Origin of the sequence: Janthinobacterium sp. Mn2066 (genome assembly GCF_049319705.1) — a bacterium.
GTDB lineage: Bacteria > Pseudomonadota > Gammaproteobacteria > Burkholderiales > Burkholderiaceae_D > Janthinobacterium.
Genome location: NZ_JBMOUF010000008.1, coordinates 18,929 through 34,507, shown reverse-complemented (window position 1 = coordinate 34,507; position 15,579 = coordinate 18,929). Strand labels below are relative to the sequence as shown.

The 15,579-nt window shown below is 59.2% G+C and carries 15 protein-coding genes and 2 tRNA genes; 11 read left to right on the top strand and 6 right to left on the bottom strand.

Translation table 11 applies throughout. The features are described from left to right. Position 1: 1 nt before the first annotated feature. On the top strand, positions 2–340 hold the full coding sequence (locus ACL9RI_RS16380) for a P-II family nitrogen regulator (protein ID WP_422727582.1): 339 nt from the start codon (positions 2–4) through the stop codon (positions 338–340). Between the two features lie 15 nt (positions 341–355). Here ACL9RI_RS16380 and ACL9RI_RS16375 read toward each other — a convergent pair whose 3' ends face one another. From ACL9RI_RS16375 to trxB, 3 genes are all read right to left on the bottom strand, one after another. Further along, positions 356–982 carry a trimeric intracellular cation channel family protein gene (locus tag ACL9RI_RS16375; RefSeq protein ID WP_183676936.1) on the bottom strand — a complete coding sequence of 209 codons (627 nt, stop codon included), beginning with the start codon at positions 980–982 and terminating at the stop codon, positions 356–358. A gap of 107 nt (positions 983–1,089) precedes the next feature. After that, positions 1,090–1,764, bottom strand: a complete 675-nt coding sequence (locus ACL9RI_RS16370) for a Smr/MutS family protein (protein ID WP_422727581.1) — start codon at positions 1,762–1,764, stop codon at positions 1,090–1,092. 7 nt (positions 1,765–1,771) lie between these two features. Then, complete coding sequence (gene trxB / locus ACL9RI_RS16365; RefSeq protein ID WP_422727580.1) at positions 1,772–2,725, bottom strand: thioredoxin-disulfide reductase; 954 nt, start codon at positions 2,723–2,725, stop codon at positions 1,772–1,774. Positions 2,726–2,964: 239 nt separating this feature from the next. Between trxB and ACL9RI_RS16360 the strand changes: the two genes are divergently transcribed. The 3 genes from ACL9RI_RS16360 to ACL9RI_RS16350 all read left to right on the top strand — a co-directional run bounded on the left by ACL9RI_RS16360 (position 2,965) and on the right by ACL9RI_RS16350 (position 7,370). Continuing rightward, positions 2,965–5,322, top strand: coding sequence for a DNA translocase FtsK (locus ACL9RI_RS16360; RefSeq protein WP_422727579.1), 2,358 nt, complete (start codon positions 2,965–2,967; stop codon positions 5,320–5,322). Positions 5,323–5,356: 34 nt separating this feature from the next. Continuing rightward, a complete protein-coding gene (gene lolA, locus ACL9RI_RS16355; RefSeq protein WP_422727578.1) occupies positions 5,357–5,992 on the top strand; it encodes an outer membrane lipoprotein chaperone LolA in 636 nt (211 codons plus the stop codon). 70 nt (positions 5,993–6,062) lie between these two features. Next, positions 6,063–7,370 (top strand): replication-associated recombination protein A, encoded by a 1,308-nt coding sequence (locus ACL9RI_RS16350; RefSeq protein WP_422727577.1) that lies wholly within the window; start codon positions 6,063–6,065, stop codon positions 7,368–7,370. Between the two features lie 2 nt (positions 7,371–7,372). Here ACL9RI_RS16350 and ACL9RI_RS16345 read toward each other — a convergent pair whose 3' ends face one another. Further along, positions 7,373–8,110 (bottom strand): NAD-dependent epimerase/dehydratase family protein, encoded by a 738-nt coding sequence (locus tag ACL9RI_RS16345; RefSeq protein WP_422727576.1) that lies wholly within the window; start codon positions 8,108–8,110, stop codon positions 7,373–7,375. Positions 8,111–8,354: 244 nt separating this feature from the next. Between ACL9RI_RS16345 and ACL9RI_RS16340 the strand changes: the two genes are divergently transcribed. From ACL9RI_RS16340 to ACL9RI_RS16325, 4 genes are all read left to right on the top strand, one after another. After that, positions 8,355–8,558, top strand: a complete 204-nt coding sequence (locus ACL9RI_RS16340) for a hypothetical protein (protein ID WP_422727575.1) — start codon at positions 8,355–8,357, stop codon at positions 8,556–8,558. A 138-nt stretch (positions 8,559–8,696) separates the two neighbouring features. After that, complete coding sequence (serS, locus tag ACL9RI_RS16335; protein ID WP_422727574.1) at positions 8,697–9,989, top strand: serine--tRNA ligase; 1,293 nt, start codon at positions 8,697–8,699, stop codon at positions 9,987–9,989. A gap of 87 nt (positions 9,990–10,076) precedes the next feature. After that, positions 10,077–10,166, top strand: a tRNA-Ser gene (locus ACL9RI_RS16330). Between the two features lie 260 nt (positions 10,167–10,426). Further along, positions 10,427–10,516, top strand: a tRNA-Ser gene (locus ACL9RI_RS16325). A gap of 155 nt (positions 10,517–10,671) precedes the next feature. On the opposite strand, the gene ACL9RI_RS16320 is transcribed toward ACL9RI_RS16325, so the two are convergent. Then, the gene (locus ACL9RI_RS16320; RefSeq protein WP_422727573.1) at positions 10,672–11,388 is read right to left on the bottom strand and encodes a hypothetical protein; all 717 of its coding nucleotides are present in this window, start codon (positions 11,386–11,388) and stop codon (positions 10,672–10,674) included. A gap of 144 nt (positions 11,389–11,532) precedes the next feature. On the opposite strand from ACL9RI_RS16320, the gene hisC reads away from it, so the two are divergent. After that, positions 11,533–12,588, top strand: a complete 1,056-nt coding sequence (gene hisC, locus ACL9RI_RS16315) for a histidinol-phosphate transaminase (protein ID WP_422727572.1) — start codon at positions 11,533–11,535, stop codon at positions 12,586–12,588. A gap of 3 nt (positions 12,589–12,591) precedes the next feature. Here hisC and ACL9RI_RS16310 read toward each other — a convergent pair whose 3' ends face one another. Next, complete coding sequence (locus ACL9RI_RS16310; RefSeq protein WP_422727571.1) at positions 12,592–13,266, bottom strand: PEP-CTERM sorting domain-containing protein; 675 nt, start codon at positions 13,264–13,266, stop codon at positions 12,592–12,594. Between the two features lie 225 nt (positions 13,267–13,491). On the opposite strand from ACL9RI_RS16310, the gene ACL9RI_RS16305 reads away from it, so the two are divergent. Both ACL9RI_RS16305 and ACL9RI_RS16300 read left to right on the top strand, forming a co-directional pair. Beyond that, on the top strand, positions 13,492–14,364 hold the full coding sequence (locus ACL9RI_RS16305) for an NAD(P)-dependent oxidoreductase (RefSeq protein WP_422727570.1): 873 nt from the start codon (positions 13,492–13,494) through the stop codon (positions 14,362–14,364). Positions 14,365–14,692: 328 nt separating this feature from the next. Next, positions 14,693–15,409 (top strand): choice-of-anchor E domain-containing protein, encoded by a 717-nt coding sequence (locus ACL9RI_RS16300; protein ID WP_422727569.1) that lies wholly within the window; start codon positions 14,693–14,695, stop codon positions 15,407–15,409. Positions 15,410–15,579: the final 170 nt, after the last annotated feature.

Sequence of the window (15,579 nt, the reverse complement as noted above, 5' to 3'; positions counted from 1 at the left end):
CATGAAACAGATTACCGCCATCATCAAACCATTCAAGCTCGACGAAGTACGCGAGGCCCTGGCCGATGTGAACGTGACGGGTTTGACCGTGACGGAAGTGAAGGGTTTTGGCCGCCAGAAAGGTCATACCGAGCTGTACCGTGGCGCCGAGTACGTGGTCGACTTCCTGCCGAAAGTCAAAGTGGAAGTGGTGGTCGACGATGGCGTGTCGGAACAGGTGGTGGACGCCATCATCAAGGCTGCCCGCACGGGCAAGATTGGCGATGGCAAGATTTTCGTGCGCGATGTGGAGCAGGTGATCCGTATCCGTACGGGTGAGACGGGTCCAGACGCCGTGTAAAGACTATGGCTGCGCTCAGCGCAGCCGCATGTCAAACTTCCAGCTGACCAGGCGCATGATGGTGATGCCGCCGGCGCTGGTCCACAGGGCGGTATCGTGGGCCACGCCGAAATGTTTTTGCAGCAGATAGGCCCAGCAGCCGATGAAGGCGCAGATCGCATACGGTTTGCCGTCCCGAAACACCATCGGCACTTCGTTGCAGACGATGTCGCGCATCACGCCGCCAAAGATTCCCGTAATCACTCCCATCATCGAGGCAATAAAGATCGGCATGCCGGCGCGTATCGCTTCGGCCACGCCGGCAATCGCAAACATGCCCAGGCCGATCGCGTCGGCAATCACGATCAGCCGTTCCGAGACAATCTGGCGCAAGTGCTGGATCAGCGGGGCAGCGGTCAGGGCCAGCACGAAAATGAGAATGGCATATTCCTGGTGCGCGACCCAGAACAGGGGCCGCTTGTCGAGCAGGATATCGCGCAGCGTGCCGCCGCCGAATGCCGTGATGAAGGCCACCACGAACACGCCCACCAGATCCATGCGCTTGCGCCGCGCCTCGATAAAGCCGGAAAAGGCGCCCACCAGGATAGCGATGATCTCGATCAGCTTGATCAGCGAACCAGGCGGTAATTGGGGTGGCATCATGGGCTATGCGTTTGAGCAATAAATAATAGCCACAGGTTAACATGACACGGCCCCGAATAGTGACAAACGGGGCCGTGACAGTGTGACAAATTATGGAAGCTTGATACTTAGCGCACCGGCTGCAGTGCAGAGGACAGCAAGACCACCAGTGCGCCATCGCCCCCTTCGGAGCGGCGCGCCTGGCAAAAGGCGATCACTTCCGGCTTTTGCACCAGCCAGCTGTGCACCATCGATTTCAATACCGGTTCCTGGCCTTTCGAGCCAAAACCCTTGCCGTGGATCACGCGCACGCAACGCAGCTTGCGCCGCGTGGCTGCGTTCAGAAACGCGCCGATGCCGTCACGCGCTTCATCGCGGCGCAAGCCATGCAGGTCGATTTCATCCTGGATCGGCCAATGTCCCTTGCGCATCTTTTTCACCACGTCAGGACCGACGCCGGGCGCCGCATAATTGAGGGCCGGATCGTTTTCCAGATAATGGTCGACTTCAAACAGGTCCGACAGCGATTCGCGCAGCACGGCCGCATCGTCTTCTGCCTGCGTCAGCTTGCGCGCCGGTTGCTGCTGGGCCATCGCGCCCGCCTTGGGCAGGCTCGGTACGTAGCGGTCCGACTCGGGCAGGCGCTTGACGCCGCCGATGCTGGCCTTGAACAGATTGCTTTCCACCGCCTGCACCTGCGCCCGCTTGGCGCGCTCGGCTTCCGCCGCTGCGCGCGCCTCGGCCTGTTCCTTGAGCTGCTTGCTCACGGCTTTCAGGTCGGCAAAGTCTTTCATTGACGCCATGCGGCGATTACTCCTGGCCTTCCAGGTAGCGCTGGGCGTCCAGTGCTGCCATGCAACCCGTACCGGCGCTGGTGATGGCCTGGCGGTAGATATGGTCTTGCACGTCGCCGGCGGCAAATACGCCCGGCACGCTGGTGGCGGTGGCCATGCCTTCCAGGCCCGTTTTCGTCTTGATGTAGCCGTTGTGCATGTCCAGCTGGCCGTCGAAGATGCCCGTGTTCGGCTTGTGGCCGATGGCGATGAATACGCCGTGCACGTTCAGGGCTTCCACGGAACCGTCGATGGTGGACTTGATGTTCAAGCCCGTCACGCCGCCTTCATTGCCCGTTACCTCGTCCAGCGTGTGGTTGTATTTCAACACGATCTTGCCTTCGGCAACCTTGGCGTTCAGGCGGTCGATCAGGATGGCTTCGGCGCGGAACTTGTCGCGGCGGTGGATCAGCGTGACTTTATTGGCGATATTCGACAGGTACAGCGCTTCTTCGACGGCCGTATTGCCGCCGCCAACGACTGCCACTTCCTGGTTGCGGTAGAAGAAACCATCGCAGGTGGCGCAGGCGGACACGCCGCGGCCCATGAATTCGGCTTCCGATGGCAGGCCCAGGTATTGCGCGGAGGCGCCGGTGGCGATGATCAGCGTATCGCAGGTGTATTCATGGCTGTCGCCTTTCAGGCGGATCGGCTTTTCATTCAGGAACGTCGTGTGGATGTGGTCAAACACGATTTCGGTATTGAAACGTTCCGCGTGCTGCAGCAAGCGCTGCATCAGTTCCGGACCTTGCACGCCCATCGGGTCGCCTGGCCAGTTTTCCACGTCGGTGGTGGTCATCAGCTGGCCGCCTTGTTCCACGCCGGTCACCAGCATCGGGTTCAGGTTGGCGCGGGCGGCATACACTGCAGCGCTGTAACCGGCGGGGCCGGAGCCAAGGATCAATACGCGGGCGTGTTTGGTCGTCGTCATAATGAGGCTTCTTAATAAGTGAGATATATCTGAGTTGGGGGCATCCGCGCCAAGAACAAGATGAGTATTGCGCTTGCGCAAGCTATGCATGGATCAGAGATTATAGACCAAGCCGTCACTGGCGACGAATCGTGGGGCCTTCCTTGTCATATATGGCTTAGAATACTTCCTTATTATGGGAAATTCCCTTTCAGAAACATTCTTTTAGCAATAACTATCACCTTGCAGCGCTTCCCAGAATGACTAAACCAGCCCAGGCCACCCAGAATAGCTACACCCGTAAACCGGTCGAACGCCGGCCCTTGCCGAACCGGCTGGTGCGGCTGTTGTCCGAGGCGCGCTGGTTCGCGCTGGCCGCCTTCGCCCTTTACTTTGTGCTGATACTGGCCAGCTTCAACAAGCTCGACCCCGGCTGGTCGCACGCCACCTCGGTCGGCAAGGTGGCCAACCTGGGCGGTCGCCTGGGCGCGAACCTGTCCGACCTGCTGTTATATATCTTTGGCTTTTCCGCCTGGTGGTGGTGCGTCTGGCTGCTGCGCACGGTGTGGCAGGGCTATCGCCGCCTGAGCACGCGTTTCTTGCTGGAACAGGATGAGCCCGAGCGCGAACACCACGTCGAGATGCTGATACGCATCGTCGGCTTTACCATCATGCTGATCGGCAGCATGGGCCTGGAATGGCTGCGCATGGCGAAAAACCTGCATATACAACTGCCGCGCCAGCAGGGCGGGGTGCTGGGGCAATTGATTGGCCACGCTTCGTACGAAGGTTTTGGCTTTACGGGCGCCACCTTGCTGCTGTTGCTGCTGTTCGCTCTGGGCTTTTCCCTGTTCTTCCACGTTTCCTGGCTGCAGGTAGCCGAACGCATCGGCGGCGCCATCGAAGACAGCATCAACTGGTTCATCTTGCGCTACCAGGACCGCGAAGACCGCCGCCACGGCGAAGTCGCTGCCGTGCGCCGCGATGAAGCGGTGGTGATCGAGCGGGCCAAGCATGTGGAAAAACACGTGGCTGCGCCACCGGTCAAGATCGAACCGCAAGTCGTCACCGTGGTCAAATCGGAGCGGGTGGAAAAGGAACGCCAGGCGACCCTGTTTGAAAACCTGGGCGATGGCAAGCTGCCGCCCTTGTCCTTGCTCGATGAAGCGCCGCCCGTGGTGGAAACGGTGTCCGTGGAAACGCTGGAATTTACCAGCCGCCTGATTGAAAAGAAATTATCGGACTTTGGCGTGGATGCCAAGGTAGTGGCCGCTTACCCCGGCCCGGTGGTCACGCGTTATGAAATCGAACCGGCCACGGGCGTCAAGGGCAGCCAGATCGTGGGCCTGGCGCGCGACCTGGCCCGCTCCTTGTCGCTGACCTCCATCCGCGTGGTGGAAACTATTCCTGGCAAGAATTACATGGCCTTGGAGTTACCAAACGCCAAGCGCCAGATCGTGCGCCTGACGGAAATCCTCGGCTCCAAGGTGTATAACGATGGCGTATCGAGCCTGACGATTGCCTTGGGCAAGGATATTGCCGGCAAGCCTGTGGTGGCCGACCTGGCCAAGATGCCCCACTTGCTGGTGGCCGGTACCACCGGTTCCGGTAAGTCGGTGGGTATCAATGCCACCATTTTGTCGCTGCTGTACAAGTCTGACCCGAACGATGTGCGCCTGATCCTGATCGATCCGAAGATGCTGGAAATGTCCGTCTATGAAGGCATTCCGCACCTGCTGGCGCCGGTGGTGACCGATATGCGCCAGGCGGGCCACGCGCTGAACTGGGCCGTGAACGAGATGGAAAAGCGGTACAAGCTGATGAGCAAGCTGGGCGTGCGCAACCTGGCCGGCTATAACGCAAAAATCGCCGAGGCGGCCAAGCGCGAAGAGCATATTCCGAATCCGTTCAGCCTGACGCCGGATGCGCCGGAACCGCTGGAAAAACTGCCGACCATCGTCATCATCATCGACGAGCTGGCCGACCTGATGATGGTTGTGGGTAAAAAAGTCGAAGAATTGATCGCGCGTATCGCGCAAAAGGCCCGCGCCGCCGGCTTGCACTTGATTCTGGCCACGCAGCGCCCATCTGTCGATGTGATTACCGGTCTCATCAAGGCGAACATTCCGACCCGTATTGCGTTCCAGGTCTCGTCGAAGATCGATTCGCGCACGATTCTGGACCAGATGGGCGCGGAAACCCTGCTGGGCATGGGCGACATGCTGTACATGCCGCCGGGAACGGGTTTGCCGATGCGCGTGCACGGCGCCTTTGTATCCGACGATGAAGTGCATCGCGTGGTCAGCCATTTGAAGTTGCAGGGTGAACCGAATTACATCGAGGGCATCCTCGAAGGCGGCACCCTGGAAGGCGAGGGCGGTGAAGGTGGTGGCGTGCCGGGCGAGGGCGGCGGCGAGGCCGATGCCCTGTACGACCAGGCGGTGGCGGTGGTGCTGAAAAACCGCCGCGCCTCGATTTCGCTGGTGCAGCGTCATTTGCGTATCGGCTACAACCGCGCCGCCCGTCTGCTGGAGCAGATGGAGCAGAGCGGTGTCGTGTCCACCATGCAATCGAACGGCAACCGGGATATCCTGGTGCCGGCCGCCAGTGCAGAATAAGTGTAAATGAGAGTAAATCAGAAGGATAAGAACAATGAAGAAAACTTTCGCAGCAAAAATCATCCTCGGCGCGGCCAGCCTGCTGTTCGCGGCCAGTGCGTCGGCTAGTGCGCTCGAGCAATTCAAGGCCTTTGCGGCGGGCACCAAGTCGGCCAAGGGCGAGTTCACCCAGCACCAGGTCAAGAAGGCCGACGCCAAGACGAAGGTATCGACGCCTGCCAGCGGCACGTTTGAATTTGCCCGTCCAGGCAAGTTCATCTGGATGTACACCAAGCCGTACGAGCAATTGCTGCAAGCCGATGGCACGCAACTGTATATCTATGACAAGGATTTGAGCCAGGTGACGATCAAGAAACTGGGCGACGCGCTCGGTTCTTCGCCGGCCGCCATCTTGTTTGGCAGCAATGACCTGGAAAAGAATTTCACCCTGGCCGAAGCGGGCACGCGCGATGGCCTGGAATGGCTGAAGGCGACGCCAAAAACCAAGGACACGACCTTCGATGAAATCAGTATCGGCTTGCGCAATGGCATGCCCGAAGCGATGGAATTGCGCGACTCGTTTGGCCAGACCTCGGTATTGGCGTTCAAGAATTTCCAGAAAAACCCGAACTTGCCCGCCGACCATTTCAAATTCGTCGTGCCCAAGGGCGCCGATGTGATCAATAACTGATATTTGTCACACGCTGTTTTGACCGGCCCCGCATAGTGCGGGGCCTTTGTATTCTTACCCGGTAACTATGATGGCGGATCTCTTTTCCACCGAACCACGCCAGCCGCTGGCCGAAGCCTTGCGGCCGAAAACCCTGACCGAAGTCATCGGCCAGACGCATCTGCTGGGCGTCGGCAAGCCGCTGCGCCTGGCATTCGAGGCGGGCAAGGCCCATTCCATGATCCTGTGGGGCCCACCCGGCGTGGGCAAGACCACCCTGGCGCGCCTGATGGCGAACGCTTTCGACAGCGAATTCATCGCCCTGTCGGCCGTGTTTGCGGGGGTGAAAGATATCCGCGCAGCGATGGACCAGGCCCGCCACAGCCTGGACCAGTTCGGCAAGCATACTTTATTGTTCGTCGATGAAATCCACCGTTTCAACAAATCTCAGCAGGACGCCTTGCTGCCGTTCGTGGAATCAGGCCTGGTGACGTTTATCGGCGCCACCACCGAAAATCCCAGCTTTGAAGTAAATTCGGCTTTGCTGTCGCGCGCGCAAGTGTATGTGCTCAAGTCGCTCAACGAAGAGGAAATGAAACAATTGCTGGCCAAGGCGCACAGCACGGCCTTGCAGCATCTGCATTTTGATGAGGCGGCCGCCGATACCCTGATCGGTTATGCAGACGGCGACGCACGGCGTTTCCTCAATTTGCTGGAGCAAGCCGACACGGCCGCCAGCTCGACCGGCACCACCCAGATCGATGCGGCCTTCGTCGACAACGCGCTGACCCTGAACTCGCGCCGCTTCGACAAGGGCGGCGATAATTTTTATGACCAGATATCGGCCCTGCATAAATCCGTGCGCGGCTCGAACCCCGATGCGGCCCTGTACTGGTTTTGCCGCATGATCGATGGCGGCGCCGACCCGCGTTACTTGTCGCGCCGCATCGTGCGCATGGCCTGGGAAGATATCGGCCTGGCCGATCCGCGTGCCCTGACCATGGCCAATGATGCAGCTGAAACTTATGAACGCCTGGGTTCGCCTGAAGGCGAACTGGCCTTGGGGCAAGCCGTGATTTACCTGGCGATTGCCGCGAAAAGCAATGCCGGCTACAACGCTTTCAATACGGCCATGGCGTTCGTCAAGAAAGACAAGTCCAAGGAAGTGCCGGTGCACCTGCGCAATGCGCCGACCAAGCTGATGAAGGAACTGGGCTACGGCCACGCCTACCGCTATGCGCACGATGAACCCGATGCGTATGCGGCAGGTGAAACTTACTTCCCGGATGGCATGGCGGAACCGGGCTGGTACCAGCCCGTGCCGCGCGGCCTGGAAAGCAAGATCGCCGACAAGCTGGCCTGGCTGCGCGAGCTGGACCGGAAAGCCGGAAAAGGCTGAGGCTACAAGCCCAGCAAGCTAAAACCGTCATCTTGCGGTGCGTAGCCCACCAGCTGGCGGGTCGCTGCGATCGATAGCCGTTTGTAGCGGTTGTCCGATACGCCATGCACCACGTGGTAGCCGGGCGCTACCTCGGCCGCCACGCAGCGGGCCAGCAAGTGCACCACGTCGCGTTCGCTGATGAAGGCGGCAATGTCGCGCGCGCTGTGCTGTTGACCTTGCTCAAAGCGCGCCACGTTGGCGATGCGCACGGCAATCGCCGTCATGCCATGCTGGTGCGCGAATGCCGACGCCACGCCTTCGCCGAAGGCCTTGCTGGCGCCATACATATTTGCCGGACGCGCCGGCATGTTTTCATGGATCTGCATCTCCAGCGGATAGCCTTCGATCGCTTGCGCACTGCTGGCAAACACCACCCGTTTGACGCCCTGCGCCTGCGCCGCATGGAAGATGTTATGCGTGCCGATAATATTGGGCTGCAGCAGCTGCGTATCGAAATCGGCGCTGGCGTGGGGGATGCCGGCCAGGTGCAGCACCACGTCGATGTCCGCGCAGGCGGCCAGGCAGGCGGCCTGGTCGCTGACATCGAGCCGTATCGATGGGCAGGGCGCCTGGACCAGCTTGTCCGTGTGCAAGTCAGCCAGGCGCAGCGCAAATTCGCCGTGCCGGCTATTCCAGAAAGCGCTGCCGATGATGCCGGCGGCGCCCGTGACGAGGACGCGCAATGGTGTTTGGGTCATGGATTCCTTTGTGTGGTGATGGTGTGGTGAGGGGGGGGGCAGCAGACAGCCGTCGCCTGGATTCTCGCTCGATACCATGGAATATCTGCGCCACCATGGCTGTTTTCGTTCCAGTGCCCCATTTTTACCGTTCGCCCCATGTTTTTTGCCGCTGGTCGCAATCCGGTGGTGTTGTGCCTGTGTGCTGGCTAAAGTACCACCATACCAGCAGCACTCAACAAAACCAACTACACGGAGCCACACCATGAACGCACTGAAAAACATCGAAATCGCCTTCGTCGCCGCCGCCGTCATCGCCATCGGCGCCAGCTTCGCCACTGCCGGCGCCAACACCCTGCAAGTAAGCGCAAGCTCGGCGGTGATCGCCAAGGCTGACAATGCGCAAATGCCGGTCGTGACTGTCAGCGCCCGCCGCCTGAGCGCTGCTGAAAAAGCGGCCCTGATCTGATAGTTTGTACAGCAAGACCCGCTGGAGTGCCGGCAAGCCGCGACCATGACGATGGTTGGCTAGACGCAAAACTCCTAAAACATGTGGTCGTGTCTTGGTACAATGGTGTTTTCGATACACCGGCACCGACACCCACCCATGATAGATATTCAACTTCTCCGTAAAGACATCGCTACCGTTGCAGCTCGTCTGGCGACGCGTAAATTCCAGCTCGATGTAGACGGTTTCAACGCCCTCGAAGCAGAACGCAAGGCGATCCAGACCCGCACCGAAGAACTGCAGGGCAAGCGCAACGCGCTGTCCAAGCAAATCGGCATGTTGAAAGGCAAGGGCGAAGATACCTCGGCCGTGATGGCGCAAGTGGCCGGCCTGGGCGATGAACTGAAAGCCGACGAGGCCGCCTTGAGCGTGGTGCAAGCCAAACTGAGCGATTTCATCATGGCCGTGCCGAACCTGCCGCACGAGTCGGCGCCGGTGGGTACGGATGAATCGGGTAACGTGGAAGTGCGCAAGGTCGGCACGCCACGCAGCTTCGATTTCGACGTCAAGGATCACGTCGACGTGGGCGCTCCGCTGGGCCTCGATTTCGAAGTGGCCACCAAATTGACCGGTTCGCGCTTCTCCGTCATGAAAGGCGGCATCGCCCGTCTGCACCGCGCATTGGCGCAATTCATGCTGAACACGCACACCGACGAGCACGGCTACACGGAATGCTACACGCCGTACATGGTCAACGCCGATTCGCTGCGCGGCACGGGCCAGCTGCCGAAATTTGAAGCCGATCTGTTCTCGGTGAAAAAAGGCGGCGCGGAAGGCGAAGGCGAAACCTTCTACCTGATCCCGACCTCGGAAGTGACGCTGACCAACATCGCCCGCGAAGAAATCCTGGCGCTCGATCAACTGCCCCTGAAAATGACGGCCCACACGCCATGCTTCCGCTCGGAAGCGGGCAGCTACGGCCGCGACACGCGCGGCATGATCCGCCAGCACCAGTTCGACAAGGTCGAGATGGTGCAAGTGGTGCACCCGGACACGTCGTATGCGGTACTGGAAGAAATGGTCGGCCACGCCGAAGTCATCCTGCAACGCCTGGGCCTGCCATACCGCGTGATGTCGCTGTGCACCGGTGACATGGGCTTTACGGCTGCCAAGACCTTCGACCTGGAAGTGTGGCTGCCGGCGCAAAACACCTACCGTGAAATCTCCTCGCTGTCGAACTGCGAAGCCTTCCAGGCCCGCCGCATGCAAGCGCGCTTCCGCAACGCCGCCGGCAAGCCAGAACTGGCCCACACCCTGAACGGCTCCGGCCTGGCAGTCGGCCGCACCCTGGTGGCAGTATTGGAAAACTACCAGCAAGCCGATGGCAGCGTAGAGATCCCTGCTGTGCTGCGTCCGTACATGGGCGGCCTGACGCATCTGAAAGCGGCATAAGAAGATATAAAATAGTCCTTTTCTTTTCTGCGCAGGCTGCTATAATCTTGCCTTCTCGCAGCGATGTGAGAAAAGACCGCAGCAAAAGGAGAGGTGGCAGAGTGGTCGAATGTACTTGACTCGAAATCAAGCGTACGTTAAATCGTACCGTGGGTTCGAATCCCACCCTCTCCGCCAGAACAAACAAAAGAAGCTCCCGCAAGGGAGCTTTTTTTGTTTGTGCCGGCGCAGAGGAGCACGCCCCCTGCGGGGCGTGCGGTGGAATTCGAAGCCCTGCGCATACTTGCGCAGGGCTCTCCGAATCGTCCATTCATGTTTTGAACTTCAGTAGCGTACCAGCCAATAAACCCCTACCCAAAGCAACATCCCCCATGCTAGAATAGCGCCTCGTTCAAACGGCACCGTCCATTTGAACGAAGACCGCAGCACGCAGTAAAGGAGAGGTGGCAGAGTGGTCGAATGTACTTGACTCGAAATCAAGCGTACGTTAAATCGTACCGTGGGTTCGAATCCCACCCTCTCCGCCAAAACAAGTAAAGAAGCTCCCTGACGGGAGCTTTTTTCATTTGGAACGAAACTTATCCGCCAGCGCCTCAACCCAGGTAGAAAAAACCGCCCAAAGCGCGTAGCGCAAGGCGTTTTTTCCTCTATTCAAGCTTTAAAAGCCAACCCATTCGCAGCCTCAGTGCACCAGCTTCGCCACAGCAAACGCCACGCCTGATAAGGCAATCATCGTCCCCACACACGACAAAATAACAGCCGACTTCGCTTCAGCGACATCCGAGCGGGTCGCATAATTCGATTTCACCACCGCCATATCCAGCTGCAGGCTATGCACATCCGTTTTCAAGTGCGTAACATCGACCTTCAACTCCCCCACGTCTTTCTTCAATCCAGTCACATCCTCGTTCACAAGAGACAGATCGATTTTCAATCCAGCTACATCATCTTTCAACCCAGCGACATCCCCTTTCAGTTCCGAGATATCCACCCTCATCTCACCCACATCTTCTTTAACAACAGACAGATCCGCCTTCACATCAGCTACATCGCGCTTCACGCTGGTCATGTCTTCCCCCAGTGTGCCGTCTTGATCGCCCATGACAGTATCCTCCTCGCTGCTTAGATCGTCCTCGCTTTCCCCTGCGCTGTCAAACAGTGTCCCGAGGGTATCGTGCATGATGCGGCTGTTGGCGGCCAGACGTTCGGCCAGCGCCATGGCCCGCTTAAGGGATGAGGTATCACGCTGCAATCCTGAGATGTCCCTTAATTCAGCAGCGACCTGTTCACTCAAGCTAACCATGACCCGCAGCCATGCATGAACCTTGTGGCGTCGTGCCTGCCGGACTGACGTATTGGAAACTACAGTCTGCTGGTTCAGCTTGTGCATGCTGTTCATGATGTTTCCTTTCAGGCTGCAACGGCGCGTTGCATCTGCATCTGTCACGCTAGTCCTCGGCCCAGCCGCAGCCTTGATCCCGCTCAGCACTATGGTAATCTGATCGCGTTTTATTTCCCCCAACTTCCCGACGATAAGCGTGCAATGAGCCGATACTGGAGTGCCGTGGTAAGCGAACTTACCCCCTATGTGCCAGGCGAGCAGCCGAAACTGCCCGGCCTGGTGAAGCTCAATACCAATGAAAATCCCTACGGTCCGTCGCCGCAGGTGCTGGCTGCGCTGCGCGAGGCGGCGGCGGACAGCTTGCGCCTGTATCCCGATCCTTCCGCCAGCGAGCTCAAGCAAACACTGGCCGATTACCATGGCGTAAAGACTCAGGAGGTGTTTGTCGGCAATGGTTCCGATGAAGTGCTGGCGCTGGTGTTCATGGCCCTGCTCAAGCACGAGGCGCCGCTGCTGTTTCCAGACATTAGCTACAGTTTTTATCCCGTGTATTGCAAGCTGTACGGCATCGATTACCGCACCGTGCCGCTCGACGAGCAGATGCGTATACGTCCCGGCGATTATGCGGGGCCGTGCGGCGCGATTATCTTTCCGAATCCAAATGCGCCGACCGGCATCGGCCTGGGCCTGGCTGCCGTGGAAAGTATGGTGCAAGCCCATCCCGAAGCGGTGGTGGTGGTCGACGAGGCGTATGTGGATTTTGGCGGCGACAGCGCGGTTGCCCTGATCAGCCAGTATCCGAACTTGCTGGTGGTGCAGACCTTGTCGAAATCGCGCTCGCTGGCCGGTTTGCGCGTGGGGTTTGCGCTGGGCCATCCCGACTTGATCGAGGCACTGGAGCGGGTCAAGAACAGCTTCAATTCCTACCCGCTGGACCGCCTGTCGCTGGCCGGCGCCGTGGCGTCTTTCCGCGATGAGGCGTATTTCCAGCAGACGCGCCAGGCCGTGATCGACAGCCGCGAACAGTTGGCGACGGCATTGGCGCAACTGGGATTTGAGGTGCTGCCATCGCAGGCCAATTTTATCTTTGTCCGCCATCCGCGGCACGATGCGGCGCAGCTGGCGGCAGGCTTGCGCGCGCGTTCCGTGATCGTGCGCCACTTCAACGCGCCGCGCATCAGCCAGTTTCTGCGTATCAGCATCGGCAGCCCGGACGACTGCGCGGCCCTGGTGCGGGCCTTGCGCGAACTGCTGTAGGTATTAGCGCGAGCGTGCCTGGCGCCGGCGGCCGATCAAGCCCAGCAAGCCCATGCCGGCCAGCAGCAAGGCGTAGCTGGACGGTTCCGGAACGGCGGGGATGACGGCGGCGGCCGACAGGTGCAAGTCGTTGACGGTGGCCCAGACGCCGTTGTCGGCATCGCTGCTCTTGAAGCGCAAGGTCGCGATGGCGTCGCTGGAAATGAAGCCGATAAACGAGTACTGCGTGGGCAACAGCAGCTGATAGGTCAAGATTTCGCCCAGGGTATTGGTGGCGGTTAGGGTGCTGCTCGTGCTGCTGGTGTAATCGCCGAAAACATCCGAGCCGAAGAAGAAGCCGCCCACGCCGCGCACCGTGCTGGAAAAATTGGAAAACACGAGGCTGTCGCCGGGCGCGTTGGTGCCCAGCCAATGATCGTCTCCGTTGCCTGCGCCATACAACTGCGATGACAAGCCGCTGGTGGTGACGGTGTAGCTGTACGCGCCGGCCGTGCGGTTGAGTGGCGTATTGATCGTATCGATGGGCAAGTTGTCGTAAGTATCGACGGCGGTGGCGCTGACGGCCGCCAGGTACGCGGCCTGGTTGGTGTACACGGTGATGCTTGCCTGGGCGGTACTTGCCACGAACAGCAGGGCAGTCAAAATCAGGGCCTTTACTTGGGAGATGGCAGTTTGCAAGATCGCCTCCTTGGTGTGGATGAGCTGGCAGATGGTGGGGACTGTAATTTTTTGTTACCAAATCAATATAATATTGTGTGGTAATAAATGCAAGATAAAATTGCATTTCATTAATTTGTTGCTTTTATGGCTAAAGCGCGGGCGGCGGTGCCTGAGCTTGTCTCTGCCGGCGAGCGTCCGTTTGTGTGACAATAATCGGATTCTTTCATCGACAGGACGGACAATATGGCAAAAGTGGCATTCATCGGCTTGGGCGTCATGGGCTTTCCCATGGCGGGCCATCTGGCGGCGGGCGGGCATGAGGTAACGGTGTATAACCGCAATCCGGCGCGCGCGGCTGCCTGGCTGGAGCAGCATCAGGGCAAGAGCGCGGCTACGCCGGCCGCCGCCGCTGCCGGGGCCGAATTCGTGTTCACCTGCATCGGCAATGACAATGATTTATACCAGGTCATCCTGGAAGAGGGCGGCTTGCTGTCGGCCATGGCGCCCGGTAGCGTGCTGATCGACCACACCACCGCCTCGGCTGAAGCAGCCCGCACCATCCACGCGGCTGCCAGGGAAAAGGGCGTGTTCTTCCTTGACGCCCCCGTGTCCGGCGGCCAGGCGGGCGCCGAGAATGGCAAGCTGACGGTGATGGTGGGCGGCGACGAGGAAGCGTATGCCCGCGCCGAAGCCGTGATCGCCCTGTTTGCGCGCGCCGTCACCTATATGGGCGCCTCGGGTTCGGGCCAGCTGACCAAGATGGTCAACCAGATCTGCATCGCCGGCCTGGTGCAGGCGCTCAGTGAAGGCATCGCCTTTGCCGAGAATGCGGGCCTCGACGCTGCTCGCGTAGTCGATGTGATCGCCAAGGGCGCGGCCCAGTCGTGGCAGCTGGAAAACCGCGGCAAGACCATGATCGAGCGCAAGTTCGATTTCGGTTTCGCGGTCGACCTGATGCGCAAGGACCTGGGCATTTGCATCGCCGAAGCCAAACGCAACGGCAGTGATTTGCCCGTGACGCAGCTGACGGACCAGTTTTACGGCGAAGTACAGCAGGCGGGCGGCAACCGTTACGACACCTCGAGCCTGATTACGCGCCTGAAGAAAAAGAAATAATGTAACTGTCCTGATCTCGTCCAAACGGCGCGTCCCTCTGCAGGGGCGCGCCGTTTGTCGTTTACAGGCCGTCTGATACTAATGGTCACCACGGAGAGTAATTCTGACTAGAAATCTGTTTCCAGATCACACTATCACAAGCTGTATTTTGCAATCAAAAATACAATCATAATTTTCAAAATTGCAACAAAGTGTGCATATTCAATCGATGGCATTTATTACAATTAGTTAGCTGGATGATCATATTTCTGATTTCTGGTATCTGGGCAAGAGCGCTTTCTGGTGCTTGCGCTATCCGTGACTTTTTCCTGATGAATTGGAGCTATCGATGCAAAAATCTCTTTATGCCCTGGTGACGGCCGTAGTGCTCGGCTTGAGCGCCCCGCAGGCTGTGCTGGCCGCCCCGCACGACGAGGTGTACACCCAAACATTCAACGTGGAGCGCGCCCTGGGCGGCACCAACTGGAACGACACGCTGAGCCTGGCCAAGTTTGATAGCAATCTGGGCTTCCTGAAATCGATCACGTTTTCGCTGGTTGGCCAGGTGCAAGGTACGGGCAAGGCGGAAAGCCTCGATGTCAGTGCCTCCGACGTGACCCTGAGCCTGTCATCGCTGCTGACCTTGTATCGCCCCGACAATTCGGTGCTGGTGGTCGCCAATCCTGTCTTCAGCGAGACGTTTGCGCTGAGCGCATTTGACGGCACCATCGACTTTGCGGGCACTTCGGGCGCCAGCACGGGCTTGCGTAGCAGCACCGGCTCCAACAGCTTCATCAGCCGCAGCAGCAGCGACTTTGGCCTGTTCTCGTCCGATGGCGGCGGTTTCATCAACCTGGGCCTGAATGCCATCGGCGCGTCGAACGGCAGTGGTTCCGGCAATTTGCTGACCCAGTTCGAAACGGCCGCGGCTGGCCGCCTGACGGTGACCTATGAATATATCTCGGCCGTGCCGGAGCCGGAAACCTATCTGATGATGCTGACGGGCCTGGCCCTGGCGGGTGTGGTGGCGCGCCGCCGCAAGGCTGCCAACGCGCGTCTGGCCTGACGTTCAGTTTGAAACGGCGGGCGCAGCCGGCCCGCCTCTTGCTCCCGCCACGCTCTTCCTCTTGCACTTGCCCGCTCTGGGCGGCCAAATGTGAAATTCTCCACTCCCCCGTTGATTCGATCTGCATGTTGCTTGTATTTTTAATTAATTGTTTTATTTGGCAACTAAAA